Below are 25454 nucleotides of genomic sequence, written 5' to 3' on the forward strand. Positions count from 1 at the left end.
CCGGTCACGAGCCGGGAACGGCCGAGGCTGTCGTCGGCGCCCACGGCACGGCGCCGTCCCATCGATTGAGGTAAGTGGTCTCCCAGCTCGACCGGCGCTTCGTCGGGCCGAAGCTGCCGGCTGGGTAGCCGAGCGGGATCGCGAAGTGAAACGCCACCTCTGCTGGAATCCCGAACATCTCCCGGAACCGGTCCTCCACCGAGTGGTGGAGCGTCGTCGGCACCGAGCCGATGCCGAGCCCACGTGCAGCCAGCATGAGGTTCTGGGTGGCCGGGAGAACCGAGCCCGCCGCGTTGGGCGGCACGGACAGGGCGAAGACGACGCACGGAACGGCGGCCATCTCGTCGGCCAGCCGCATGGATGACGCCCACTGGGCACGCTCGGCTTCGGTCAGGTCATCGGGCCCGGTCCAACCCTCCGCATCCCGTCGCTTCGCCCACCAGGCCTCCCGGTAAAGCGCCCCGAACTCGCGGATGAGGTCGGCGTCGTTCACAGCGAGAAAGCGCGCGATCTGGCTGTTGCCACCGTTCGGAGCCTTCGCCGCCGCGGACACGATCAGTTCCAGGTCGGCGAGCGGTACGGGGTCCGGCCGGAACCGGCGTATCGCCCGCTGCGTGAAGATCGCATCACCAAGTGTCATCGACAGGCGTGAGTGGTCCACTGCGCTCCTCATCGGCGGCTGGTCAGCGTCTCGATCATACGACCGGCTCCAGCATCTCCCGATGCTCCGAAAATCACGGTCTGCGCCGCTGCGAGCGCCCGCCCTGGGCCCGGCGCCATGCACGCGAGTGCAGCAGCCGCAGCCCGTTGAGGCCGACGACGACCGTCGACCCCTCATGGCCTGCGACGCCGAGCGGGAGGGGCAGCGTGCCGACGAGGTCCCAGCCGACGAGCAGAACGATCACGGTGGCGGCGATGGCCAGGTTCGCCCGGACGACACGGTGTGCGCGTCGGGAGAGCTTGATCATGCTCGGAAGGGTGTCCAGCTCGTCCCGGACGATCACCGCATCGGCGGTCTCCAAGGCGAGGTCGGAGCCCTGCCGGCCCATCGCCACGCCGAGGTGTGCGGTGGCCATCGCGGGGGCGTCGTTGACGCCGTCTCCGACGAGGAGGACACGGTGCCCGTCGGCTTGCAGGGCGCGCACCTCATCGACCTTCCCGGCGGGGAGCAGGCCTGCTCGCACGTCGGTGATGCCGACCTCGGACGCCAGGGCTTCTGCGGCGCGCCTGTTGTCGCCGGTCAGGAGGACCGGGGAGTGTCCGGTGAGGGCGGTCAGCGCGGCGACGGTCTCGCGGGCGCCGGGGCGGAGCCGGTCGGCGATGGCCAGCACAGCGACGGGAACATCTTCGACGAGCACGACCACGGCCGTCCGCCCGCCTGCCTCGAACTGCCGGACGAGACCGCGAGTCTGCTGGATCGTCTCCTCGGCGGGACAGTCGCCCTCGGGTGCATCGGCTGCGATGAGAAGGCCCGGGGAACCGACCCGGACGCGTCGGCCGGCGACGGTCGCGCTCACTCCCTGACCTGGTGCCGAGGTGAAGCCGGTGGCCGCGGGCAGATCCAGGTTGCGCTCGCGAGCCGACGCCATTACGGCCCGGGCGATCGGGTGCTCGCTGGACCGCTCAGTGGCGGCGGCAAGGGTGAGTGCCTCGTCGGCGTGGATGCCGGCGGCCGGAACCGGGGCGATCTCGGCGACCCGTGGCGCGCCCTCGGTCAGGGTGCCGGTCTTGTCGAACGCCACCACGGTGGCCTGGCCGAACTTCTCCATGACGACCGCCGACTTGATCAGCACCCCGTGCCGCCCGGCATTCGCGATCGCGGACAGCAACGGCGGCATCGTCGCGAGCACCACCGCGCATGGCGATGCCACGATCATGAACGTCATCGCCCGCAGCAGGGTCGGCTCGAACGCCGCACCGAGAGCAAGCGGAATCGCGACCAGCGCCAACGTGGCCACCACCATGGCCGCCGAGTACCGCTGCTCGACCCGCTCGATGAACAGCTGCGTGCGCGCCTTGGTGGCGGAGGCCCGTTCGACCATCGCCACGATGCGGGCCACCACCGAGTCCGCGGCCGGACGCGCGACCCGCACGCGCAGCGCCCCCGTGCCGTTGACCGTGCCGGCGAAGACCTCGTCGCCCGGCTGCTTGAGTACCGGCAACGGCTCGCCGGTGATCGCGGCCTGGTCAACCTCACTGACGCCGTCGAGCACGTCTCCGTCGGCACCGATCCGTTCCCCCGGACGAACCAGCACGACGTCATCGACGACGAGCTCGGCGGTCTCCACCACGTCTTCACGTCCGTGTGGCCCGAGCCGCGCGGCACGCTCGGGCGCCACGTCCAGCAGCGCCCGCACCGATTCGGCGGTACGGCGGGTCGCGACCGCCTCCAACGCCCCTGACGTGGCGAAGATGACGATCAGCAGAGCGCCGTCGAACACCTGACCTATCGCCGCGGCCGCCAGCGCCGCAACGATCATCAACAGGTCGACGTCCAGCGTGCGCTGCCGCAGCGCGCGCAATCCGGCCGACGCCGGTTCCCACCCCCCGGCCAGGTAGCACCCCAGGTAGAGGCCCCACCACAGAACGGCCGGTGCGTCGACCAGCTGGGCAAGGCCGCCGGCCGCGAACAGCACCGCCGCGGTCATCGCCCACCGCGCCTCGGCCATGCCCCAGACCCACGCCCAGGAAGCCCGTGCCGGACGAGTGGGTCGAGGCCTCTCCTGCACAACCGTCACAGCGCAGCAGCGTACCTGCGCAGATACGCATATAAGCAGTGAGCTACATTGCTGAACAGCTCATCAGCTCTACAGGCATGGATAGAATCACCGAATGCACGCCTCGCTGCCGGGGTTCCGGATGCCGGACGACGAGCAGGTTCAGCACGCCGCCGACGCGTTCCGCATGCTCAGCGACCCCACGCGCATGAAGATCATGTGGGCGCTGCTACAGGGCGAGACGTCGGTCGCCTGCCTCGCCGAGTTGGTCGGTGCCGCACCCACCGCGGTGAGTCAGCACCTGTCGAAGCTGCGGTTGGCCGGAATCGTCCGCGGCCGCCGCCAAGGCACCTACGTGTACTACACGGCCGCCGACGAGCACGTCCGGCGTCTGCTGACGGAGGCTCTCTTTCATGCCGGCCACGACCTCGAGCGTGGCCATCGCCCGGTAGACGACGGCGCCGCCACGGACAGCGCCGGAACGCCGACGCCGGGAGCATCTCCACGCTAGATCCCCACGCGGTACGTACTGTCGTCTCGCTCGGTCACCGCGTCCGAATCGATGACCTCCGCGCCGCCTCCGCTCGCCGGCCTCCGAGGAGTCAGAGTTCGAATGCCTCTGTCACTCGCCCTTCCAGATCGTCCTCCGTCATCGTGGTATCGACCTCGATGATGTGCAGTCCGAGATGCTTCGCTTCTCCGTAGAGACGTTCCGTGAACATCCGATCGCGTTCCAGCAGGTTGCGCAGGGCCCGCTCCGGATCGGGTGAATCTCGGGTCGGCACGCGCGGGCCAGCAGGCCCGGGGTGCTGCCGGAGCCGGAACGGCTACCGAGCGGCCCGCTGCCGGGGCGGCCGGGGTGCTATCGGCTTGCGTTCACTGCCGGGCGAGCCACTCGTCGAAGGTGATCTCGCCGAGCTCGGCATCCGTACCGGGGAGCAGCGTCCGCGCGCCCAGCCGCACCCCGTAGTAGAGGGCCTGCTCGTCGGCGACGACCTCCCGGGGGTCACCCTTGGCCGCGAGGCCGACGCGCACCAACTCGTCGAGCCGGAACTGCTCCGGGCCCGCGATCTCGCGGATGCCGTTCAGCGGCTCCCCCACCGCGACGCGAGCGACCGCGGCGGCGACGTCGTCGGACACCATCGGCTGGATGAGGGCAGACGACAGGCGGACCTTGCCGTCGACGGTGCTGAAGTCCGCGATGGCCTTGACGAACTCGAAGAACTGGGTGGCGTGCACGATCGAGTACGGCAGGCCCGACTCGCGGATCAGCTTCTCCTGGGCGATCTTCGCCCGGAAGTAGCCCGACTCCGACAACCTCTCCGTGCCCACCACCGACAGCGCCACGTAGTGCGCGACGCCCGCCTTCGCGGAATGCGCGAGCAGGTTCGTGGTGGCGGTCCGGAAGAACTCCATCACCGCGTCGTCGGCGAACGACGGGGAGTTCGACACGTCCACCACGACCGCCGCACCGTCGAGCACCTCCGCAAGGCCCTCGCCGGTCATCGTGTTGACGCCAGTGCTCGGGGCAGCGGGCACCGCCTCATGCCCGTGCTCCCCCAACTCGGCCACCAACTTCGACCCGATCAGCCCGGTCCCACCGATCACGACGACCTTCACGACGTATCCCTTCATCCGAACGGCCCGGGCCATCCCTGCCGTGTCGGGGCCGGCAGGTCGATCACTCGAACCAGCGTTTACCTGCCGGTGCTCCAGCTCATCACCCGGAGCGGGTGAAGCTCCATGATCGAGAAGGACGATGACGCGGGGTGACGATCCGGCTGCGTGCCGCACGAAGGCTGCGCGCGAGGATTGCACGCAATAGTCGGTCAACTCGTCCGACGGTCAGAACGGAAAGTCGGCGTGCCGGTCGGCGATCGTGATCCAGCGGGTCTCGGTGAAGAACTCGGCGCCCCAGCGTCCCCCGAAATGCCCGAAGCCGCTGTCCTTGATGCCACCGACCGGCGCCTGGGGCTCGTCCGCGATGGTCTGGTCGTTGATGTGTACCGAGCCGTGGCGCAGCTGCCGCGCCAGCCGGAGACCCCGGCCGACGTTCTCGGTGTAGACGGCGCCGGCCAGGCCGTAATCGGTGTCATCGGCCAGCGCGACGGCCTCGGCCTCGTCATCGACGACGTACAGCGAAGCGACCGGACCGAACACCTCCTGGGAGTAGATCTCCATGTCCTCGGTGATGTCGGTGAGCACGGTCGCCGGGTAGTACGGACCGCTGGCGGGACCGCCGCCGGCCAGCACCGATGCACCCTTCGTCACGGCGTCCTCCACCAGGGCGGCAACCCGGTCCGCCGCCCTGGCGTTGATCAGCGGGCCGATCGCCTTGTGCGGGTTCGGCTCGTCACCGCGCCCCAGCTCCCGCACCTTGGCGACGAACGCGTCGGCGAACCGTTTCGCGACGCCGCGCTGCACGATCACCCGGTCGACACACATGCAGGTCTGCCCGTCGTTCATGAACCTGGCCACGAACACCCCGGACACCGCATAGTCGATATCGGCGTCGTCCAGCACGATGATCGGGTTCTTGCCGCCGAGCTCCAGCAGCACCGGCTTGAGGTTCTCCCCGGCCAACCTTCCGATGATTCGCCCGACGGCGGTGGAGCCGGTGAAGTTCACCCGCCGCACCCGGGGGTCCGCGATCAGGGCCTCGACGACCTGTGGCGCGTCCTCCCGGGCGTTGGTGACCACGTTGAGCACGCCGCCCGGCAGCCCCGCATCGCGGAGCACGTCCGCGAGGAACAGCCCGGAGGTCAACGGCGCTTCCTCGCTCGGCCGCAGCACCACCGTGTTGCCGGTGGCCAGGGCCACCGCGATCGCGCGGGCGCACAGGACGAGCGGCCCGTTCCACGGCACCAGCGCCGCCACCACGCCGGCCGGCTGGCGGACCGCCATGGACCATCGGCCTGGCGTGTCGGTGGCCAGCATCTCGCCGACCGGTAGATATGCGTCGCCGGCGGCGTAGCGCAGCAGTTCCGCCGCCCGCTTGACGTTGAACTCGGCCCAGAAACGGGTGCCGCCGGTCTCTTCACCCATGATCTGGACGAAGTCCTCGACCCGTTCCTCCAGCAGTTCCCCGGCCTTGATGATGATGTCGCGGCGCACCGACGGCACCGTCTCCGCCCAGCCCGGAAAGGCCGCTTCGGCCGCGTCGACAGCGCGGATCACGTCCGCCGGTCCCGACGCCGGCACGACCGCGACCACCTCACCGGTACGTGGGTTGATGTCCGCCGAAGTCCGGCCCGACAACGCCGGGACCTCCTTGCCTCCGATCAACAGATCGCGGGTCACTGTCATGACGACTCCTTCATCGCGAGGCGCACACGGCAACCGGCCGTGGGCTCAGTGCGTACTGGGCTGTGTCGGTCGCTGGGAACCCGAGCAGTGCATGATGAGACCGGCGGCTCGCTCGGCGATGGCGTAGACCGGCGTTATCGACGCTAATTCGGCAGCCTGGAACGCTCAATGGCGAGTGTCATTCAAGGAGAATCCGCTTGCTCGGCACGGGTCCGACCCGAGCGCGCCGGCATCTGCCGTCCACCGCGGCCCGTGACCTGCGCCAGACGAGCGGGGGCCGCCGGCGATGCACGCGGTTCCCTGGTGCGCAAATGTAGTTTCAAGGATGTAATTCACCTGCCTGGCGCAGGAACGTTCCTATTCGCCCCCGGTCGGCGGCACCTTCGATGCCCGGATTGCTCCAACATGGCTGATTTCAGCATTCCGGACCGGCCGAAGATCAGGGACTTCTCAGTCCATCGACAGGAGAACGAAATGCAGAGAGGCGTTGGACGACCCCAGCGACGACGCCGACTCGGCCAGGTCATGCGGCTGGCCGTCTGCGTGGTCCTGTTGTCGGCCGCAGGCTGCGCGACGAACTTGCCGCCGGAGTCGACCGGGTCGGCTCCCACCGCCACCGCGCCGGCAGGCCCGTCCGCACTCAAGACGATCGACCCGGCCGCACTTCAGGCCACCGTCGATGCAACCGTCAAGGAACTCTTGATTCCCGGCGCCGTGGTCGTGCTCCGCACCCCCCAAGGCGATTTCACCACCGTCTCCGGCACCACGCTGCTCGGCGCCGAGTCGCCGCCCAGCGCCGACACCTACTTCCGGATCGCCTCGAACACCAAGACGATGACCGCCGCGGTGATTGTGCTGATGGCACAGGAAGGCAAACTCCAGTTCACCGATCCGATCTCGAGATACGTTCCAGACGTGCCCAACGGCGAGAACATCACCATCGCCCAACTGCTGACGATGCGCAGCGGCCTGTACGACTACACGAGCGCGCCCGAGCTGTCCGCCGCTCTCGATACCGATCCGACGAAGGTCTGGACGCCACAGGAAGTATTGGCCATCGCATTCCGACACCCGCCAAATTTCCCACCAGGCACCGAATACGCCTACTGCAACACCAATTACGCACTGCTCGGCCTGGTTGCCGAAAAAATCGACGGAAAGCCCCTGGCCGCAATTTTCCAGGACCGCTTGTTCGCCCCACAGGGTCTACAACAGATCAAGCTGCCGCCGAGCGACTCCAACTCGATCCCTGATCCTTACTCGCACGGCTACATGTACGGCGGGTCCGCGTTCGCGCTGATGGACATTCCCTACCCGCCCGACATGCAAGCCGCCGCCAGAGCCGGAACACTCCAGCCCACCGACTACACCAACCAGAACCCGTCCTACGCCTCGGCCGCGGGCGGGGCGGTCGCCACCGCCGACGATCTGGCCACCTGGATCCGAGCACTGGTTGAGGGCCGGGTGTTCAATGCCGATTACCAGCGCCAATGGCTCGACAGCCTGCAACCCGAGGACCCGACCACACCGAACGGCCAGCAGTACGGGTACGGCATTACGCAGCAGCGCTTCGCGCCGAACGCCTCCATGTACTACCACGGTGGCGAGCTCCCCGGGTTCAACTCCTTCATCGGCTACGACCCCGCCAACAAGGTGACGCTCGTGATATGGACGAACTTGACCGTGTCGCTCGACGGTGAGCACACGGCGAACGCACTGCTGCTGAAAGTGCTCGATCAGGTCTACCCAGGGATTCCGCCGGCACCTCCCGCAGCGCCGACCCCCACTACTCGGTAACGATCACCAGCCAGGCGTGTGACCTCACGAGGCGGGACGGTCTGCGGATCGGCCGCGTTCCACGCGCTTGAACAATTGGCCGACGGTGGCCACGCCCAGTTCGCGCCGATAGCCGGTCATTGCGGACGCCGTGAGGAACGCAGGAGCTGCGACCAGCTTGGCGAACCGGCTGGGTCCGATCACGACGAACTCCGGAGTGGATCGCACGAGGCGGCTCCAGCGCAGCTTGGCCTGGGTGGGCCACGAGGAGAAGTTGACCTCGGAGATGCCACGCTCCGACGCTTCGGTAACCGCGATCCATTGCAGGTAGTTGGTCGGGGAGTAATCCCAGGCATCGGAGCGGAACCCCGAGAGGGAGATGAATGCGGCTGTGCCCGTGTTCAGCACGAGTTGAGCGGCCAGCGTCTGTCCCTCGGCCACGAGCCGGTAGACGGTGACCCGGCGGCGTTGCGCGAGATCGGAGACCACGTCGAGGACGTAGGCGCGCACACGAGGATCAGCGAGCACGTCGGCGTGCTCCTCGCCGCGCGCCCGGAACTCCGAGCGAGCCCGGTGCAACGCGAAGAGCTCCTCCGAGGCGGACCGGACCGCATCGGGCTCAGTGATGCCCTCGACCTGCCAGCCGTCCGCCCCGAATCGCTTCGTGAGCCGGTTGCGCGCCCGCCGAACCGCCTCCTTGAGGTTGCGCCTCCCTTCGGAGGGGCCGCGCGGTGCAAGGGGGAGAGGGAGGACGACGAAGGGGGTGGTCTTGTACGAGACGACCGTGAAGTCAGGCGCGGCGAGCCACCCCGGCTCGAGCCAATCGCCGCTCTCCCCCAGCGCGACCGTGACCAGATGCCACGCCCGTTGCTGCGTGGCGAGGTACTCGATCAGCGCACGTGCCACCTGGCGGCCCTGCGGCTGCGCGACAAGCACGGCAGGAGCCTCGAACGGCCCCACCCAGGGCGAGCCGGTTCCGATCATCTGCAGCCTGCGGATCCCGAGCCGGTACGTCCGCAGATGCATCGGCGCGACACCAACGAGCTGACCGTCATCGCGGACGGTCAGGATCCACGCCTCGTCGGTTCGGGGCATGAGAGATCGCATCCAGTGGATCGTCCACTCCGGCCCGACGAACGGGTTGACGGTCTCGCTGCGGTCCTGAAGCTCGGTCCATTCCTCGCGAATCTTCTCCACGGCCTCGCGAGAGGACAGCCGACTCACCTCGAGCACTACGACCCCGACACAACCGTGCAGACGGGCCACATCCCACGTCGAGAACCTCGTCGCGGACATCCGTGGCGGACGGCACCGCCTGTCGCCTTCATGTGAAGCTCCCTCGATCTTGCCGCATCGTCTGGTGCCTACCCACCGTAGCGACCCGACGCCGATTAGTCCCCATCTGGGGCGTCTGTCCGAGTTGAGGTCCACCGCCGACGCAGGGGCGCGCCCGAGCGCACGCCGACTCTGGCGAACCGCTACAGATGGACCTTGCTGCGCTCGACGCTCGAAGGGAAGGACTTGTACTAGCGATCACCTTCGGCGGATCGAGAACCCGTTCGCTCGCAGGAACCGGACCAACGGCCGAATCGTCGCGAGGGCGACGATGAGTTCGGCGACCAGATAGCCCAGACCGACGCCGGCGATGCCCAGCGGGCGAATGAACGCGACCGCGAGGGCGATGACGAGCACCGCAATCATCGCTTCGATGACGACCACCCGGGCCATCTGCAATTGGATCCGACAGATCGCCACATACAGGGTGGAAACCGTGCTGAAGAGGACGGCCACGACCATCAAGCGCAGGACAGTCGACCCCTGCTCGGCGTACTCGGGTCCCATGATGGAGAGGATCCAGGGCGCGGCGATCACCACCACGGCGACGCCGGGCACGGCGACCAGAGCGATCAGCCGGATCGTCCGGGCCATCAGCGCGGCGATGCGCCGCTTGTCGTGTGCCGCCTCGACCAGGTAGGACGAACTGATGTTGTAGATCAGAAGACCGAGCGACTCGCCGATGAGCCACGGCACCGCGTAGTAGGCGTTGGCCTCGGTTCCGAGGACCGCCACCACCAGGAGCGGGAGGGTGAGCGGCACCACGTACATCACCGCGCCTGTTGCGTACTCGGCCAGGAAGATCCTGGCGAGGCCGCGGCGATCAGGCATGTCCGCCGCGACGGGCTCTTTGCGGCGCGGGAGGGTGCGCCCCAGCAGCACCGCGTTCACGACGAGCACGGCGAGCAGGCACGGCAGCATCCACGACAGGACGATGCCGTTGTGCAGCGCCCATACGGAGAAAAGCGCCAGCAAGCCGAGCTTGGCGATCGCGAACAACAGCTGTTCGACGGGTATCCACACCGCTTTGCGTATGCCGGTCAACACCCAGTCCTGCAGGGCGAACAGCGAGAAAAGTGCCACGAGCAGCGGAAACGTGACTTTCTCGGCAGTTCCGGCCAGGAGGTGATTGGGGATGATGAGCACGAATACGGCGCCGAGGACGAGACTCAGCGCGACCGCTATGCAATACCCGCCGAGGACCAGAGAGCGTGACTTCACGCCTGCGGCGGCGAGGACGCGACCGAACAGGACGCCCATGTTGGAGCTGGACAGTTGCGACAGCATCGTGGCGGTGGACAAGACGGCCGACGCGCGCCCGACTTCCGCGGGCGGTAGCCGCGCCGCGACCGCCCAGAACGCCAACCCGACGACACCGGTGATCGCGGTCGCCGACATCAGCGCGACGGCATTCAACTCGAAACTGGGCACGCGCCACCGCCGACGCCCGGCGTGATCACGTACCTCGTCGACGGAGACGGCCGACGTTCCCCTCAACTCATCCTGGTCACCGACGGCGTGCGCGCTGACCCTCTGGTTCTCGTCCAAGGTGTCCTTATTCCGAGTGCATGCCGGTGTCGGCTCCGAGCGGGGACGTTCGTGGGCCGCCCGAAGATGTCGAGCAGGGCTCCATCACGACGGACCTCACCCCGGCTCCCACGAGCAAGGAGGGGATGTCCAGGCCGGCCAGGTGCGCCCATCGGGGCTCTTTCGAGGTCGTCGACAAACCATCACCGACCAGCCTCCCCAGCACACCGCGACTGAGCGTAGCTCCGGCACGACCGCCTGCCGTCCCCGCCCCGACGATGTTGGTGCACCGCTCGACATGTTCGAACAGTCAATGGGGCCTCCGCCACCGACGCCGTGTTGGGACGACATCGCGCCTGACGCCCGTCACCGGACGCACGCCCGGGTTGTCGGGTTCGAGAGGACACTAAATGCCTCCGGCCGACTCGGTCGTGCTGGGTCGGGTTCCGCCGGTGGTGACGTCGTCAGCCGCCGATCTCGTCAGACGGATCCTGCGGAGCTACGGGGCGAGTAGGACCGTGTTGGGGTGGGCGCCGAGACGCGTGTCGATCACCGTTTGCCGGTTCCGGGCGTCGGGAGTCGTGTGGCGTACCCAGACGCCGGCCGCTGCGCCGTCGATGACGAAGGGGCTGAGCACGAACGGCACCCGGGCAGTGACCTGCTGGCCGGAGCCGTGGTCGAGGTAGGACATCGCCACGAGATCGGGGGCGACGCGGCGTTGCAGGACCAACGGGGACCTGCGGGCGGCATGGACGAGGCGTGGCACCCAGTCCGTGTCCGAGATCTGGCGTCCGAAGATCACGCGGTAGCCGGCTCTGCCGAGGGCGGGCTTGACGATCAGCCGGTCGCGTTCGGCGGCAGCTGTGCGCAGCAGGTTGCGCTGCGCTGTGGGGTCGGCGTTCAGGCCCAGGCACGCGGTCCACGGAACATGGGCGCGGATGAGGTCCTCATCGTCCGGGGCCAGCAGGCCCGCCTCTGCGTCCTCGTGGAGCCAGGCGAACACTGCCTTGGAGGAGATCAGGTACGACTCCGTGCGCGGGAACAGCCCGACGGTGCCCGCACGGTCGGCCGCCCGCAGCGCGGCGAGCGCACCGCCGTCGCACACGATCCGGTTGCCGCCCCACTCCAGCAACACCACGTCGATCGCGACATCGCCGGCCAGCAGTCGACCAGCGGCGTCGAGGCGCAGGTCGGCGAGCTCGGCCACAACCGGCTCCAGGCCCGACCGGCGCACAGCCGCCAGGGTGGCCCGGCCCAGCCTGTGGTGCCGCGTCACGTGTGTGTCGTCGGTGGCCCAGTACGAGGGGATGAGCGCTCGCCGCGATCCGCCCTGGCTCTCTCCGGTACGCAGTGTTCGGGCCAGGGCCGCGAACCGCGCCGTCACCGCGGAGGGCGGCGGGTACTGGCCGCTTCCCGGGCACAGGCGGGCATAGGACTCCGCGAGCCATGACGACTGCCTCGTGCCACCGAGGCGATTGCTGTTGTTGAGCTCCAGGAACTGAGGTCGGCCGTGCTCGATCAGAAGATCGGGGCGGGCATAGCGGGTGAGTTCCGCGGCGACCAGCGGCCGATCAGGATCCATCAGCGGCAGACGATGAGGAAAGCGCAGTACCGCGTACAGCTCGCCCACGGTCGAGGCACGGCGACGACACGCCTGCACCGCCAACTGCAACAGCCGCGCCGCCAGAGCCTCCAGATGCCGATAGGAACATTCTCGGACGATCAGCGGCCGGAGGGGCTCCCAGCGCATACCGTCGACTCCCTGACCCCGATAAGGTTCCCACCCGGTTGACGCCATCCGGCGCGTGAGGAACTCGCAGCGGATGTCCTCGCGCAGCGCACTCCACGAATCGTGCCCCAGATGAGCGATACATTCGTCATCGGCGACGGTCCGGGGGATTTCCAAGGAATTTCCTAGTCTCGGGCCCTGCAATCGAGTGAGGTCGACACCGCGTGCCGTGATGAAGACGAGACGAGGCACGTGGCCTGTGACATCAACAGGGATTCGGCGTGCCACGTCACACGGTCCCGCCGAGCGGTCGGGAGGCCATGGGCGTCGACGAGCCGCACGGCACCCCCCCGGGGTGCCGTGCGGGCATTGCGGCAGCGCGGACAGACCGGCGTGGCCGTCCGATCAACTGATGTCGCAGATTCCGAGAGTTCGCGGCAGTCGTCGGCCGCCGTCGCCGATACTGATCCGCGGATCAGCGTTCGGACACGGCAGCGATGGCCTGTACCTCGATGAGCGCGCCGGGTGCGGCCAGCGTCAGGGCGACGGTGGTGCGGGCGGGCGGTGCGGCCGGCCACTTTGCGGTGAAGGCGGCGTTCCACACGGGCATGTCGGCGGGATCGGCGAGGTAGGCCTCCACGCGCAGCACCGAGGCGAGTTCGCCGCCCGCCTGATGGAGCACGTCGTCGAGCAGGTCGAGGACCTCGGCTGCCTGTTCGGCGATTGCCGTCGGGGCGCCGGTGAGCACCGAAGGGGCGATGATCCCGGCCGTGTAGATCACGCCGGCGTGCACCACGGCCCCGGAGATCACGGGGAGCTGCCCGGGCAGGCGGTCGATCACGGCTGGACCTTCTGCAGGAACTCCGGGCCGAGGTCGCGCACGCTGCCGACACCCAGCAGGGTGAGGATCGTCTGCATCTCTTCACGCACGAGCTGGTGGACACGCCGGACTCCGGCCTCGCCGGCCGCTGCCAGCCCGTAGGCCGCGAGCCGGCCGATCACGACGGCGTCGGCGCCGAGGGCCAGCGCGGTGACCACGTCGCTGCCCGAGCGGATACCGCTGTCGAGGGCGATCTGTGCGCGGCCACCGACCGCCGCAGCGATCTCAGGCAGCTGATCCAACGCCGCGGGCGTGCCATCGAGCTGGCGCCCGCCGTGGTTGGACACCAGAACCGCGGACGCACCGGCGTCCACCGCCGCCGACGCGGCCTCAGCGGTCAAGACACCCTTCGCCATCCACGGCAGCCGCGTTGCCGCCATCCGCTCACCGAGCTGCGCCCATGTCCACACCGGCTCGGTGCGGGTGAACAGCTGCCCGAAAACCTCCTCCAACGCGACGGGACCCCCAGCGGGATAGTTGCCGCTGATGACCGCCGGGTCCGGATCGAACCGGTTACGCCGGTTGCCCTCACGCCAACCAGCGGTCGGGCAGTCGACGGTCACACACACCGCGTCGTAGCCGGCGTCCTCGATCCGACCCAACATCGCAGCGAAGTTCGCGGGGTCGCCCATGGGATGCAGCTGGGCGATCCGGGCGGCGACCGGCGCTGCCGCCGCGACTGCCTCCATCGCGTGGGAGCCTCCCTCGGGCACGATGCTGACCGCGCCCTCGGCCGCGTTCGCCCGAGCCACAGCACAGTGGCCCTCGGGATGAAACAGCCCATCCGCACCGAACGGCGCGGTCAGCACCGGAAGCCCCAGCCCGATGCCGAGAAAGGACGTGGCCACGTCCGGCACGCCCAACCCGGTCATGACCCGCGGACGGTAGGCCCAGCGCTCGAACGCGTCCCGGTTGCGCCCCAACGTCACCTCCCGCCCGGCGCCCCCGTCGAGGAAGTCGCGCACGTCGGACGCCAGTCCGGCACGCGCGACCTCGACGATTTCCGACAGCGTCGCGAAATCGGCACCGCCGGCGAAGAAACTCAGTGCTCTCTGGGGTGTACTCGTCATCAGGGCTTCTCTCCTGGTGTTCGCTCCCAGCCGGTCGCCGAGCGCGAGCGGCGTTTCCATGTTGTGGATGACCATCGACCGCTGTCCGACATGACTCAGAGTCGCCTACGCGTAATTTCTCGTGGAATCCGCCAATTCGGGCGTACGCATCCGCTGCGGGCGGCGTCGGCTATCTTCGTCGTTCCCACCCGCTCGAAACGCTCCGCGTCGAGTAAACTGCCGCCGGCCGCGCCGAACAGACGCCGAACTCCCAGCTCACTGTGGTGGCCGAGGAAACAGTCGGCGACGGCGTGGGTAGCAGTCATGACTACAGGGTGGGTTAACAACCTCGCCGGCCATAGGTGAGTATCCACGATTCCCGGCGGAAGGATCTCGTGAAAACCACAGGACAGTCGTGAACGGCGGCTGGGAGCAGGTCGCCGCGCTGTGCCGGGCGGCTGAGCAGGATCTGGCCGGGCTGACCTCGGTCATCGTCGAGCAGATCCGTCGCGAGCTGGGCGACTACGCGTCGGTGCCCGGGGACGAGCACCGGTCCGCCGTCGAAGGGCAGATCGGAGCGCTGCTCGCCGGACTGGCGGCCCGCCGCCGTCCGAGCGCACTGGACGCGGCACGAGCCCGGGAAGTGGGGGCTCGGCGGGCCCGGCAAGGACTTCCGGTCGAGCTCGTGATCGCCGCCTATCACATCGGATACCGCGAGGTATGGAACGTGCTCGTTGCGCGGGCCGAAGCCGAGGACCCGACGTTGGCGATCCGACTGCTCCGGTTGGTCAATTTTGCCTGGACGTGGGTCCAGAGTTCCAGCGCCGCCGCTGCTGACGGTCATGCCGAATCCGTGCGAGCCAGCCAAGCCGCCACCGTCGAGCTCGGACATCGGTTCATCGAGGCGCTCTACGTCGGCGAGGCCGTCAACGAGGAGACAGCGCTCCTTGCCCGCGCACTCGCCTTCGATCCGGACGCTGCCTTCTGTGCCACCTGCACCGAAGCGGCCGGATGGGACGGACCTTCTCTCGAGCACCTGCGTGAGCAGCTGAACCGTAGGGGTAGCGCCTACGCAGCTGTCCGGGGCTCAGTTCTTGTGATCGTGTCGCAGCACGACGGCGCGGAGTCCGTCCATACGGCCCGGATGTCGGAGCTGCTCGGAGAACGTCCGATCGGAGTCGGCCTTCGACGGAAAGGGCTGCAGGGTGCAGCCGCGAGCATCGTCGATGCCGAGCGATCCCTGACCGTCGCAAGGCGCACGGGACGGCTCTCCAGCTTCGAAAGCGACTGGCTGGCGGCCACTCTCATGCCTCACCGCCACGAGCTGGCTCCTGTTCTCGCATCCGACGCGGGCAGCAGGAATCCTCACCTGGCCGAGGCTCTCGCCGCCTACGCGCAACACGGCTTCTCGGTCACCGCGGCAGGCGACGCACTCCATCTGCATCCCAACACCCTGAAATACCGGCTCGACCGCTGGCAGCAGTTGACGGGGTGGAACCCTCGAACGGTCGACGGCCTGCAACGATCACTACTCAGCATCCAGCTCTACTGAGTCTCGAGCGTGGGCTGAAATCTGCGTCGGAAATCAGCTTTCCCTGCCGTCGGGCCCGGGCTCATCGGTGGCCCCGAGCCAGCCGTTGATGCGCTCGCACAGTGCCGGCCAGCCCGGATCGAAGACGACGCCGTGGCCGACGCCATCGAGGGTGACGAGCGCGGCTCCGATGCCCTCGGCGAGGCCGGCGACGACTTCCGGCGGGGTGAGCTGGTCGCGGGCGCCGACCACCACCAGTACGGGCACGTCGAGGGTGTCGACAGCGAGTTCGGCCGTCCAGCGGGTGGCCTCCCACACCGCTTGGGACGATTCCGGCTGAAGCCGGTTGTAGATCGTGGCGAGGTGGGCTTCGGGCGCCGTGTCGAACCAGAGCTGCCGGGCGATCTCCGGCGGCGGGACCGGCCAGAGGGCCTCGCGGTCGACCGGGACCTCGATCGGGGCTCCGCCGAATCGGGCCGGCACCACCGGACTGAGCAGCACCAGAGCCGAGATGCGCCCCGGGTGGTTGGCCGCGTACGCCAGCGACGCCAACCCACCCATGCTGTGACCGATCAGGACCGGACGACCGGGGGCCTGGTCCACGCCGACCCCGATCTCGGTCTGAACATCGAGAATGCCTCGGTGCACCCATTCGTCATGTGGGAGCCGGTGTGACGAGCCGTGGGAGAACCAGTCGATCGCCATCACGGTGCGCCCGGAGCGGGCGAGCCAGGGCAGCCATGGTTCCCACTGCCATGCGCCGTGGCACCCACCGTGGACCAGGAGCAGCGGAGCGCGGTGGGTTCCTGGCGGATCGCACTGCGTGATCGCTACGCCGTCGACGACACGCCGGGTGACCGGAGCAGTGGACAAGGCGAGCCTGTCTGCGCCGTTCGGTGAATCATCGACGCTCTCGGGGGTTCCACCCACCATGGCCCTCACCCGACCCTCGAACGCGACGGCCGCCGCTGACCGTCAGCGAGCCCAGGACACCGCCTACACGATGTCACCGCCACGCTCTGCGGCCAGTGCAACTGAGCTTGACCCCACACTGTCCGGCTCAGCGGTCGTGCAGTTGCCCGCCGGAAATGCCTGAAGTCACGCTCGATCCCGCGCGGCAGCCGACCGGGCACGGGAGGCGTCCGGGCCCCAGTTCTCCAGCAGGCGCAGCGCCTCCTCCGACGCCGAACCGGGCTCGGCGTGGTAGATCGCCAGCGACTGCTCTTCGTCGCCGGGAAGCGTGAAGGTCTCGTAGCGCAGCGTCAGCTCACCCGCCAGCGGGTGCATCAACCGCATGCTGCCGTGCGACTTCCTCTTGACGTCGTGGGCCGTCCACATCGTCCGGAAGTCCCCGCTCTGCGTGCAGAGCTCCCCGATCAGCTCCGCGAGCAGGGGATCGTCCGCGTGCTGACCGGCGTCCCACCTCAGGTGCCCCACCACATCGGAAGCCTTGGACCCCCAGTCGGCGAAGAGCCGCCGGGCCACCGGGTCGAGAAAAGCGATCCTGGCCCAGTTCCGATCCCGCGGGGCACGCGCCTCCCAGTCACCGAATACCGCGGAGGCCATGCGGTTCCACGCCAGCACATCGGAGCGGCGGCCCCACACGTACGCGGGTACGCCCTCGAGCGCCGTCAGCAGATCCAGTAGCGCGGGCCGCACCTGCTGGCGCTGCAGTGGGAGCCTGCGCTTGTGCTGCTTCGGCTTGGCGAGGTGCAGCAGGTGGGCGTGCTCCGCGTCGGAGAGCTTGAGCGCGTGCGAGATCGCGTCCAGCACCTCGACCGAGACGTTGCGGGCGTTGCCTTGCTCGAGGCGCGTGTAATACGCCACAGAGATCCCGGCGAGCTGTGCCAACTCCTCCCGCCTCAGGCCCTGCACACGGCGACGACGGCCGTAATCGGCGAGCCCCAGGTCGGCAGGCTTGAGCCGGGCCCTGCGGGTGCGCAGGAACTGGCTCAGTTCCGTGCGCGGGTCGAGATGCCGTTCATGGCCTGGTCCCGAGCCAGGGCACGACACGGCTGCCTGGTCGGTGCCGGGGTCGAGATGGGTAGCCATGCCCTCCACTATTGCGCCGGCAATTCCTTGGTCGCTGCCCGCCAGCCTGTCCCTGCCGGTGGTAGTCACACGCGACGTAGGCAGAGCGGGTGTCTGGGCAACGCCGCACAGCCGGAGCAAACCTGAACGCTCACCAGGCGCACGTCTGAGTCGGAAGCGATCAGGGAAGAGGTAGACAAGGTGACCGGGTACGACGTTTCCACCCTGACGCCGAATCAAACGTACAAACTGCTGTGCGGCGGCGTGGTGCCGCGCCCGCTCGCGTGGGTGTCCTGCCGATCGCCGCGAGGGATGGCCAACATCGCGCCGTTCAGCAGCTTCTTCAACATCGTCTCGTTCGATCCCCCGACGCTGGGGTTCTCGGTGTCGGAGCCGCTGGTCCCCGACAAGGACGTCAAGGAACGAATCGCTGCTCCACGCATCGGTGAGGCGCCGGTGAGCTTCGAGTGCGTCCTCCAACACCCAACCAGAATTGAGGTCCGGCATGCTTACTGCCATTGCTACCGCGATCGATGAGCCGCTCGCATTCACCGAACGTGAGGTGCCCGAACCGGGCCCGGGCGAGGTCCTGGTCAAGATCATCGCGTGCGGAATCTGCTACACCGACCTGGACGTGCTCCAGGGCCACTGGCCGATCGCCCGTTTCCCGTTGGTCCCCGGCCACGAGATCACCGGAGTGGTGGCCGCTGCCGGTCCCGGCGTGTCGTGGCCGGAAGTCGGCACTTCCGTGGGCACCCAGATCCTCGGCGACTCGTGCCGCCACTGCGACTACTGCGTACGCGGTGAAAAGATCCTCTGCCGCCAGAAGCGCTTCACCGGGATCGTCATGGACGGCGGCTACGCCGAATACACCGTCCTGAAGGCCGACTTCGTGATCCCGCTGCCGGAAGGGCTCGACCCGGTCGCCGCGGCCCCGCTGATGTGCGCGGGCCTGACCGCGTTCAACAGCCTCCGGCAGGCCGGGATCACCCCCACCTCACGTGTCGCGATCGTCGGCGCAGGCGGTGTCGGTGCACTGGCGGTCCGCTACGCCGTCGCGATGGGAGCCCGCGTGGCCGTCATCAGCCGGTCGAACCGACGCGAGGCGGAGGCCAGGGAGATGGGCGCCGAGCGGTTCATCGCCACCGAGGACTCCGACCCGGCGGAGGCGCTCAGGGCCTGGGACGGCGGTGCGAACCTGATCCTCAACTCCTCACCGTCCACCTCGGCCGCCGCGGCGACGCTCACCGGCCTGGCGCCCGACGGCACGCTCGTACTGTGCGGGTACGGCCCCGAGCCGCTGAGCCTGCCCACCGAGCCGATGGCCCTCAACCGGCTGCACGTCATGGCCAACCCGTCCGGCTCCCCGCACGACACGCGCGACACCCTCGCGTTCTCGGCAGCGCACGGCATCCTGCCCGAGTTCACCCCGATCGACCTGCGCGATGCCAACACGGTGCTCGACGCCATGGCCAAGGGCGACTCCGGCAAGCGGTCGGTCATCACCTTCAACTGACCGGTGTCTTCGGACCACCGACAGCAGGGGGTGGGACCGCCGGTGTGCCGGAGGCCGGCTGCTCAGGACGCGGACCGCCCTTGGCCCAGGGCAGGGAACCCGGCTTGCGGGCCTCGCGACGGATCTTCAACACCCCGAGCTTGCAGGTCAGCTCCTTGTATGCCCCGCCGATGCGGCCGCCGAAGTAGACGTTCATCGAGGTGTCGTCCTTGCGGGCGAACTGCCGCACGCCTGCGCGCCGGCCGAGGCTGATGCACGACCCCACGAAAGCCAGGTTGATCACCGCAGGCTCGGTTCCCGCGATGCGGCTCAGCACCGTGTCGGCTGCCTGCGCCCCCAGCGGTGCGGCGGCCTGACAGCTCATCCGCAGCGGCTGACCCGACGGTGCGGCGGCGTCCCCGGCCGCGACGATCCGGTCGTCGTCGACGCTGGTCAGTGTCTCGTCGGTGAGCAGCCGCCCGAGCTCGTCAGTGCGCAGCCGGCTCGCCGACGCCAACTCCGGCACGCCGAAACCGGCCGCCCAGATGGTCAGTGCACTCGCGCGCACCGAGCCGTCGGCGAAGACGACCGCGTCCGGCCGGACCTCGGTCACCACATCGGCTTCGAGCACGGCGACACCGTGCCGGGACAGCCACGAGGCCACGGATCGGCGAGCCGGCGCGCTCACCGATGGCGCCAGGATTCCGCCACACACCAGCGTGACCCTCCGACCTTGCTCGGCCAGCTCGGCGGCCGTCTCGATGCCGGTCAACCCGGCGCCGACCACCGTGACCGGAGCATCGGGGCGCAGGTCGTCCAGCGTGGCGCGCAGCCGCTGCGCAGACTCCAATTCGGCGATGGAGACAGCGAATTCCGCCGCGCCGGGAACCGATGACGAGATCTCTCCGGTGCTGCCGACCGCGTAGACCACGTAGTCGTAGGCAAGCGTGCGGCCTGATGCCAGCCGGATCGTGCGGGCGGCGGTGTCGATGCACGTGGCGCTGTCGACGACCAGGTGGATGCCCTCACCCAGCAGCGTGCCGTAGTCCACAGTGGCCTCGCCGGTGCCGGCCATGAATTGGTGCAGCCGGATTCGGTCGACGAACGTCGGGCGGGGATTGACCAACGTGATGTCGACGTCGTCGCGTATCCGAAGGCGGTTGGCCGCGACTGTTCCGGCGTAACCGCCGCCGATGACGACGACCTTGTGGGACGTGTGGTGTACGGGAGTGGGCATGACGAGGCTTCCTTTCTCGGTCTCAGCGCTCGATGAGGCGCGCTCACTGACCCGACAACACACCACCTCGAAATGTGAGGTGACGTGCCGACCTCACAGTTCGCTGCTCTGTCTTGTCGAACTGGTAAGAGAAGATGCGACCGAGGGAGCCGCCGCCACCATGACCATCCAGCCCGAGCCAGGAGACGGTCGGCTCGATCCGGGCCTGACCGCGATCATGAGCGAGCGGCGTCAGTTGATCAATCTGGGGTATCGGCTCCTCGGCTCCCTGGCCGACGCCGAAGATGTCGTCCAGGAGACCTACGCCCGCTGGTATGCGATGTCGCGGCAGCAGCAGGACGCCATCGACTCTCCCGGCGCCTGGTTGAGCAAGGTCGCCAGCCGTGTGTGCCTCAACGTGCTCTCCTCGGCGCGCGCCCGGCGAGAGACCTACGTGGGCGAATGGATCCCCGAGCCGCTACCCGAACCTACGGAGTGGATCAGCGGGCGGTCGGACGGCATCACCGCCGATCCGGCCGACCGGGTCACCCTCGACGAGTCGGTCAACATGGCCTTCCTCGTCGTGCTCGATGCGATGACCCCGGCCGAGCGCGTCGCGTTCATCCTGCACGATGTCTTTCGGTATTCCTTCGCCGAAGTGGCCGAGATCGTCGGCCGTACCCCGGCGGCATGTCGCCAGTTGGCCTCCTCGGCCCGCCGCCGCATCCGCGTCGCGCACGCTCCCGCGACTCCGACATCGAGGCAGGCCGGCATCGTCAGGGACTTCAAGCAGGCCTTGGAAGCCGGGGACATCGACGCCCTCATCGGCCTCCTCGACCCCGATGCCACGGTGATCGCCGACGGTGGCGGCCTGGTCAGCACCGCGCTCCACCCGATCGAAGGCGCCGAGCAGATCGCGCGCTCCCTGGTCCGTCTCGCGGGCAGGCTACGCAACCTGACGATCCTGGAGCGTTCGGTCAACGGTCAGCCCGGCCTGGCGGTGCAGCGGGACGGCGTCACCGTGACGGTGGTGGCGTTCCAGGTCGAGAGCGACCAGATCAAGCACATCTGGGCGGTACGCAACCCGAACAAGCTCCGGTCATGGACGGCGGGGCCGTAGGTCGCCGGCACCACACAAGACGCTCGAACCTCGCGCTTCTGGGCATCACGCTCGACGTTCCCGCGACACATCGATATACGTTACGTAGAATGACCGTAATCGCTACGCAACAGCGACTGATCGTAACGAATTCGGATACGATGCGTGGTCGACATCGATATGGGGTGGGTTCATGGTCCGGGCACGCGACGAGCACGCGGACACCGACGCTGCCGGCCCGCGTCCCGGCGGGCGGCCACGCGACGCCGCGATCGATGAGGCGATCATCCTGGCCACCCGTGACCGCCTCGTCCGCGACGGCTACTCGCAAATGACCATCGGGGACATCGCGGCCGACGCGAATGTCAGCCGCCCCACGCTCTACCGGCGGTGGAGCACCAAGTTCGAACTGGTCGTCGACGCGCTGGACTACGGCTTCCGCAAGGAACACGGCATGCACACGCTCGATCTGAGCCGGATGGAGCCACGGGAGGCCTTCGTCGAGGCCGTCCGCCGGCTGGATCCCGCGTACTTCAACCCGGACGCCATGGTGCTGATGAGCAACTTCGCCAGTGAGGCCGTCCGCACCCCGGAACTGCTCGAGATCGTCCGCAAGCACGCAGTCGAACCACGCGTCGCCCTGGTCGAGAACGTGTTGTCGCAGCTCCAGGAACGCGGCGCCGTGCGCGACGGGATCGACAAGCACACCATCGCCACCTTGTGCTTCGGTAGCTACCACGCCGCCTTCTATCGCGGAGAGAGCGTGGAGAACATCGCGGAGGCGGTCGTCGACGTGTTGTGGCCTGGCATCGCGAAGACGACCGGCACACGGCGCTCCACCGGAGCGGCCAAGCGCGCGCGGTGACGCGCTTGCTCCTCGCCCCCTGGTGTGACCGCCGTGCGCTCGCGAGGGCCGCCGGGGACCTACCGCGACGTCCGTAACGACACGGCTACAGCAGCCCGAGCACGGAGCGGCCGATGAAGTCGTGCACCGCCTCGCTGTTGGGCGGATGGAACGCCCCGGCCCGGACATCGCGGTAGAGCCGCTCCAGCTCGCCGCGCCTGTGCAGCGAGCTGGCGCCGACGATCTCCATCGCCAGGTCGGTGGCCTGACGCGCGGCCCGGGTGGCGTTCTCCTTGGCCGCGAACAACCGAGGCAAGGTCCGCTCGCCGTAGTCGACCCCCGCGGTCAGGCCGGCGGTGAGCTCGTCCAACTGCGCGGTCGCGCCCTCCAAGACCAGCTCGGCCTCCGCCGCGAGGTACTGAACGAGGGGCTTGCTGGCCACCGGAGCGTCACCGGTGCTCCTGGTCTTGCGCCGCCGCGCGGTGTCCAGTGCCAGGTCCACCGCACGGCGGCCGAGGCCCAGGTAGACGTTGCCCAACATGGGCAGCACCCACGGCAGGATGCCGGAGACGTACCCCTCGGGCACCGCGCCCACCTCGCTGATCCCGACCACACGCTCGTGCGGAATGAACACGTTGTCCAGGTACGTGTCGTGGCTGGCCGTGGCGCGGAGGCCGAGGGTGTCCCAGGTGGGCTCGGTACGCACGCCCTCGCTGTCACGCGCGACGAACCCGTGGACCACCTTGGGATCCTCCGGGTCGCTGTCGTCGCGGGCGTGGATGCCCAGCCAGTCCCAGGCCGGCGAGAGGGACGTGAACACCTTGTGCCCGCTGACCCGGTAACCGCCCGAGACCGGGACCGCTGCCGTCAACGAGTCGAACAGACCCATGTCGTTGCCAGGCTCACCGTGCCCGGCGGCGAAGACCTTGCCTGCCACGATGTCCTCGACCAGCCAGTCCACCCCGGCATCCCCGGCCCGGGCGAGGTCCGCGGTCGGCCCCGTCCAGTACAGATGCATGTTGATGCCCACCCCGGTGGCGGGCGCCCAGTAGCCCAGCCGCCGCTGTTCCCGGTTGAGCTCTGCGAGGCTGAGCCCCAGCCCACCCCGATCGACAGGAATGGCAGCCCTCAGGTATCCGGCCTCGCGCAGGTCCTCCAGGTCCTCGGCGAAAAAGGCATTCTCCCGGTCGTAGTCACCCGCCCGCGAGTGCAACGTCTTGAGCAGATCACCGGACAGCACCGGACCGGAATCCTCAAACATGGCTATCGTCTCCTTCGTCACTCGGATTGCCTCGGCCGGTTGCTTTGACCCCATTTGCGCCGATTTCCACAGATAGTTTATGTTTCGGCGCTCTGCGCAACGGCGACCGAGCGGGCATGCCAACGACCGTACAGGGCCTGATTGGCGCCTCGCCGGCGTTGTGTTTTATGAAACAGCGGCTTATCAGTGGGACATTGATCCTCAATCGATCAACCGGTAAGCAGCTGCACACGTCGCCACTGCATTGAGGTGCGGAGTTCGCGGCCCCGGGTCAGGTGGACGGGTGGCTTTCGAGGGGGTTGACGGCGACCCGCCCGGCCATGTCCTTCTTGACGACCGATGCGGCGGCGGCGCTACTCGGCTTGCGCCTCGCCTGGTCCTCGAAGCACGCCAGCACCTCCGCACCGAATCCCAGCCAGGGATAGCGGGCGAGCATCTCCGTTCTGGCGTCCGGCGGGAACTCCTCCGGCCGCCGTCCGACCACCTCCCAGCTGGTGGCGACCTGCAGCAGGTGGGACTCGGGGTCGGCGGCCGGCGATACGTCGTCGCGCATGTGGAGCACGATGATCTCCGCGGCCCTGGCGGCCCGCTCCGCCGGCCAGCCGGCCGCCACACCGAAGGCCCATGTCAGGCGCCCTCCCGCCTCCTCGAACGGAAGCCGGTGGTTGTCGAACGCCTCCGTCAGCCCGATGTCGTGCAGCAGCGCCGACACGTAGAACAACTCGTCGTCGAAGGCGATCCCGTGCGTCGCACCGTACATCGATCCCCAGAGGTAGCTCCGGACCGAGTGGTTGAGCAGCGCGGGCGAGCAGAAGCGGGTGGCCACGGTCAGAGCGGCCGCAGCGGCGGGAGTCTCAGGAAACATGAGTTCTCCTTTCGTTCGCCGGTGCGGGAATCCGTTCGCTTGCCTTGGCCGCGAGCTCCTCGTCGTCGACCATGGTGAGCATCTCAACTCCAGGAGCACACATCATGACCACGACGAATCGGCTCGTCCGGTCGGCGAGCAGATTCGCGAACATGTAGTGGATGACATCGCCACCCGGTTCCCAGAACGCCTCTCCCGCCTTGATCGGATAAGGCGCCGCACCCTCGAGCTCGAACAGCATCTCGCCTTCGAGCATGTAGCCGAAAACAGGCCCGGAGTGCCGGTGCGGACCGAGACCAGGGTCTCCCGGCGGCAGTTCGAGGATTCGGACCATCGCAGAGGACCCCTGCGGGATGAACGGTGACGCGACTTCCAGCAGATCTTTCTGCGTCATCTGCGTGGGAACAACAGGCATTTCGCAGGCCTTTCCTGTGTCATCTGATCACGAATCGGCTGGTCAGAACCGGACGACCAACACGGTCTTTCCCGGGTGAGGTCTGCGGAAAGTGCCGCTCTCGTAGGCGGCTCGGCCCTCGGCCAGGGGAAACGTCGTGGCGACGCCGACCTTCAGCTTGCCGTTGTCGATCATGTCGGCCAGCCGGGCCAGACGGTCCCGCTCCACCGTCACGATGAAGAACAGGGCCGTGACGCCATACTTTTCGGCCAGCTCCTCCGACGGAGGCTCCTGGAGGGTGATCAGGCGCCCGCCACGACGCAGCGCCGCGAACAACGCTTCCGGCACCTCCCGGCCGACGGCGTCGATCACGACGTCGAACACGCCCGTCTCCGCGTC

Annotated in this window: 23 protein-coding genes; 7 read left to right on the plus strand and 16 right to left on the minus strand. The window is 68.4% G+C overall.

What is annotated here, in order from left to right:
* Positions 1–4: 4 nt before the first annotated feature.
* Both ABD743_RS38440 and ABD743_RS38445 read right to left on the minus strand, forming a co-directional pair.
* Positions 5–661, minus strand: a complete 657-nt coding sequence (locus ABD743_RS38440) for a nitroreductase family protein (RefSeq protein ID WP_344728626.1) — start codon at positions 659–661, stop codon at positions 5–7.
* Between the two features lie 73 nt (positions 662–734).
* On the minus strand, positions 735–2669 hold the full coding sequence (locus tag ABD743_RS38445) for a heavy metal translocating P-type ATPase (RefSeq protein ID WP_344728681.1): 1935 nt from the start codon (positions 2667–2669) through the stop codon (positions 735–737).
* Positions 2670–2832: 163 nt separating this feature from the next.
* On the opposite strand from ABD743_RS38445, the gene ABD743_RS38450 reads away from it, so the two are divergent.
* On the plus strand, positions 2833–3228 hold the full coding sequence (locus tag ABD743_RS38450; RefSeq protein WP_344728627.1) for an ArsR/SmtB family transcription factor: 396 nt from the start codon (positions 2833–2835) through the stop codon (positions 3226–3228).
* A 365-nt stretch (positions 3229–3593) separates the two neighbouring features.
* Here the strand turns inward: ABD743_RS38450 and ABD743_RS38455 are convergent, their stop codons facing one another.
* Positions 3594–4337, minus strand: a complete 744-nt coding sequence (locus ABD743_RS38455; RefSeq protein WP_344728629.1) for an SDR family oxidoreductase — start codon at positions 4335–4337, stop codon at positions 3594–3596.
* A 225-nt stretch (positions 4338–4562) separates the two neighbouring features.
* Positions 4563–6023: an aldehyde dehydrogenase family protein gene (locus ABD743_RS38460; RefSeq protein WP_344728631.1), complete on the minus strand. Its 1461-nt coding sequence runs from the start codon at positions 6021–6023 to the stop codon at positions 4563–4565.
* 405 nt (positions 6024–6428) lie between these two features.
* Between ABD743_RS38460 and ABD743_RS38465 the strand changes: the two genes are divergently transcribed.
* A complete protein-coding gene (locus ABD743_RS38465; protein ID WP_344728633.1) occupies positions 6429–7820 on the plus strand; it encodes a serine hydrolase domain-containing protein in 1392 nt (463 codons plus the stop codon).
* A 24-nt stretch (positions 7821–7844) separates the two neighbouring features.
* Here the strand turns inward: ABD743_RS38465 and ABD743_RS38470 are convergent, their stop codons facing one another.
* The 5 genes from ABD743_RS38470 to ABD743_RS38490 form a co-directional block, all read right to left on the minus strand.
* Positions 7845–9023: a GNAT family N-acetyltransferase gene (locus ABD743_RS38470; RefSeq protein WP_344728635.1), complete on the minus strand. Its 1179-nt coding sequence runs from the start codon at positions 9021–9023 to the stop codon at positions 7845–7847.
* 309 nt (positions 9024–9332) lie between these two features.
* Positions 9333–10565, minus strand: a complete 1233-nt coding sequence (locus ABD743_RS38475; protein ID WP_344728637.1) for a lipopolysaccharide biosynthesis protein — start codon at positions 10563–10565, stop codon at positions 9333–9335.
* 595 nt (positions 10566–11160) lie between these two features.
* On the minus strand, positions 11161–12411 hold the full coding sequence (locus tag ABD743_RS38480) for a hypothetical protein (RefSeq protein WP_344728639.1): 1251 nt from the start codon (positions 12409–12411) through the stop codon (positions 11161–11163).
* Between the two features lie 454 nt (positions 12412–12865).
* The gene (locus tag ABD743_RS38485) at positions 12866–13231 is read right to left on the minus strand and encodes a RidA family protein (RefSeq protein ID WP_344728641.1); all 366 of its coding nucleotides are present in this window, start codon (positions 13229–13231) and stop codon (positions 12866–12868) included.
* Positions 13228–14340 (minus strand): alpha-hydroxy acid oxidase, encoded by a 1113-nt coding sequence (locus ABD743_RS38490; protein WP_344728643.1) that lies wholly within the window; start codon positions 14338–14340, stop codon positions 13228–13230. The genes ABD743_RS38485 and ABD743_RS38490 overlap by 4 nt, the downstream gene beginning before the upstream one ends.
* A gap of 394 nt (positions 14341–14734) precedes the next feature.
* On the opposite strand from ABD743_RS38490, the gene ABD743_RS38495 reads away from it, so the two are divergent.
* On the plus strand, positions 14735–15871 hold the full coding sequence (locus tag ABD743_RS38495; RefSeq protein ID WP_344728645.1) for a PucR family transcriptional regulator: 1137 nt from the start codon (positions 14735–14737) through the stop codon (positions 15869–15871).
* Positions 15872–15904: 33 nt separating this feature from the next.
* Here ABD743_RS38495 and ABD743_RS38500 read toward each other — a convergent pair whose 3' ends face one another.
* Entirely contained in the window at positions 15905–16783 is an 879-nt protein-coding gene (locus ABD743_RS38500; RefSeq protein ID WP_344728647.1) for an alpha/beta hydrolase, read from the minus strand.
* A 165-nt stretch (positions 16784–16948) separates the two neighbouring features.
* Positions 16949–17902 (minus strand): MmyB family transcriptional regulator, encoded by a 954-nt coding sequence (locus ABD743_RS38505; RefSeq protein ID WP_344728649.1) that lies wholly within the window; start codon positions 17900–17902, stop codon positions 16949–16951.
* Positions 17903–18082: 180 nt separating this feature from the next.
* Between ABD743_RS38505 and ABD743_RS38510 the strand changes: the two genes are divergently transcribed.
* Complete coding sequence (locus ABD743_RS38510) at positions 18083–18418, plus strand: flavin reductase family protein (RefSeq protein ID WP_344728651.1); 336 nt, start codon at positions 18083–18085, stop codon at positions 18416–18418.
* Positions 18387–19397, plus strand: coding sequence for an alcohol dehydrogenase catalytic domain-containing protein (locus ABD743_RS38515; RefSeq protein ID WP_344728653.1), 1011 nt, complete (start codon positions 18387–18389; stop codon positions 19395–19397). Before ABD743_RS38510 ends, ABD743_RS38515 begins: the two co-directional genes overlap by 32 nt.
* On the opposite strand, the gene ABD743_RS38520 is transcribed toward ABD743_RS38515, so the two are convergent.
* Positions 19390–20613 (minus strand): NAD(P)/FAD-dependent oxidoreductase, encoded by a 1224-nt coding sequence (locus ABD743_RS38520; RefSeq protein ID WP_344728655.1) that lies wholly within the window; start codon positions 20611–20613, stop codon positions 19390–19392. The two genes, ABD743_RS38515 and ABD743_RS38520, sit on opposite strands and share 8 nt — an antisense overlap.
* A 160-nt stretch (positions 20614–20773) precedes the next feature.
* Here ABD743_RS38520 and sigJ point away from each other — a divergent pair, with 160 nt between their 5' ends.
* Entirely contained in the window at positions 20774–21712 is a 939-nt protein-coding gene (gene sigJ, locus ABD743_RS38525) for an RNA polymerase sigma factor SigJ (RefSeq protein WP_344728657.1), read from the plus strand.
* Positions 21713–21884: 172 nt separating this feature from the next.
* A complete protein-coding gene (locus tag ABD743_RS38530) occupies positions 21885–22556 on the plus strand; it encodes a TetR/AcrR family transcriptional regulator (protein WP_344728659.1) in 672 nt (223 codons plus the stop codon).
* Between the two features lie 85 nt (positions 22557–22641).
* Here the strand turns inward: ABD743_RS38530 and ABD743_RS38535 are convergent, their stop codons facing one another.
* The 4 genes from ABD743_RS38535 to ABD743_RS38550 form a co-directional block, all read right to left on the minus strand.
* The gene (locus ABD743_RS38535) at positions 22642–23796 is read right to left on the minus strand and encodes an acyl-CoA dehydrogenase family protein (RefSeq protein WP_344728661.1); all 1155 of its coding nucleotides are present in this window, start codon (positions 23794–23796) and stop codon (positions 22642–22644) included.
* Between the two features lie 271 nt (positions 23797–24067).
* Complete coding sequence (locus ABD743_RS38540) at positions 24068–24661, minus strand: HD domain-containing protein (RefSeq protein WP_344728663.1); 594 nt, start codon at positions 24659–24661, stop codon at positions 24068–24070.
* Positions 24651–25076 carry a cupin domain-containing protein gene (locus tag ABD743_RS38545; protein WP_344728665.1) on the minus strand — a complete coding sequence of 142 codons (426 nt, stop codon included), beginning with the start codon at positions 25074–25076 and terminating at the stop codon, positions 24651–24653. The genes ABD743_RS38540 and ABD743_RS38545 overlap by 11 nt, the downstream gene beginning before the upstream one ends.
* Before the next feature lie 42 nt (positions 25077–25118).
* On the minus strand, positions 25119–25454 hold a 336-nt coding region (locus tag ABD743_RS38550), incomplete at its 5' end, for a zinc-binding dehydrogenase (protein WP_344728667.1).

It is taken from the genome of Pseudonocardia yunnanensis, assembly GCF_039534065.1.
Taxonomy (GTDB): Bacteria; Actinomycetota; Actinomycetes; order Mycobacteriales; family Pseudonocardiaceae; genus Pseudonocardia; species Pseudonocardia yunnanensis.

Excerpts from the sequence above, each read along its gene's own strand:
- ABD743_RS38505 (WP_344728649.1), bottom strand. The coding sequence starts at position 17,902 with ATGGCTACCCATCTCGACCCCGGCACCGACCAGGCAGCCGTGTCGTGC.
- sigJ (WP_344728657.1), top strand. The coding sequence starts at position 20,774 with ATGACCATCCAGCCCGAGCCAGGAGACGGTCGGCTCGATCCGGGCCTG.
- ABD743_RS38450 (WP_344728627.1), top strand. The coding sequence starts at position 2,833 with ATGCACGCCTCGCTGCCGGGGTTCCGGATGCCGGACGACGAGCAGGTT.
- ABD743_RS38465 (WP_344728633.1), top strand. The coding sequence starts at position 6,429 with ATGGCTGATTTCAGCATTCCGGACCGGCCGAAGATCAGGGACTTCTCA.
- ABD743_RS38535 (WP_344728661.1), bottom strand. The coding sequence starts at position 23,796 with ATGTTTGAGGATTCCGGTCCGGTGCTGTCCGGTGATCTGCTCAAGACG.
- ABD743_RS38490 (WP_344728643.1), bottom strand. The coding sequence starts at position 14,340 with ATGACGAGTACACCCCAGAGAGCACTGAGTTTCTTCGCCGGCGGTGCC.
- ABD743_RS38500 (WP_344728647.1), bottom strand. The coding sequence starts at position 16,783 with ATGGTGGGTGGAACCCCCGAGAGCGTCGATGATTCACCGAACGGCGCA.
- ABD743_RS38540 (WP_344728663.1), bottom strand. The coding sequence starts at position 24,661 with ATGTTTCCTGAGACTCCCGCCGCTGCGGCCGCTCTGACCGTGGCCACC.
- ABD743_RS38530 (WP_344728659.1), top strand. The coding sequence starts at position 21,885 with ATGGTCCGGGCACGCGACGAGCACGCGGACACCGACGCTGCCGGCCCG.
- ABD743_RS38445 (WP_344728681.1), bottom strand. The coding sequence starts at position 2,669 with ATGGCCGAGGCGCGGTGGGCGATGACCGCGGCGGTGCTGTTCGCGGCC.
- ABD743_RS38460 (WP_344728631.1), bottom strand. The coding sequence starts at position 6,023 with ATGACAGTGACCCGCGATCTGTTGATCGGAGGCAAGGAGGTCCCGGCG.
- ABD743_RS38545 (WP_344728665.1), bottom strand. The coding sequence starts at position 25,076 with ATGCCTGTTGTTCCCACGCAGATGACGCAGAAAGATCTGCTGGAAGTC.
- ABD743_RS38480 (WP_344728639.1), bottom strand. The coding sequence starts at position 12,411 with ATGCGCTGGGAGCCCCTCCGGCCGCTGATCGTCCGAGAATGTTCCTAT.
- ABD743_RS38515 (WP_344728653.1), top strand. The coding sequence starts at position 18,387 with ATGCTTACTGCCATTGCTACCGCGATCGATGAGCCGCTCGCATTCACC.
- ABD743_RS38520 (WP_344728655.1), bottom strand. The coding sequence starts at position 20,613 with ATGCCCACTCCCGTACACCACACGTCCCACAAGGTCGTCGTCATCGGC.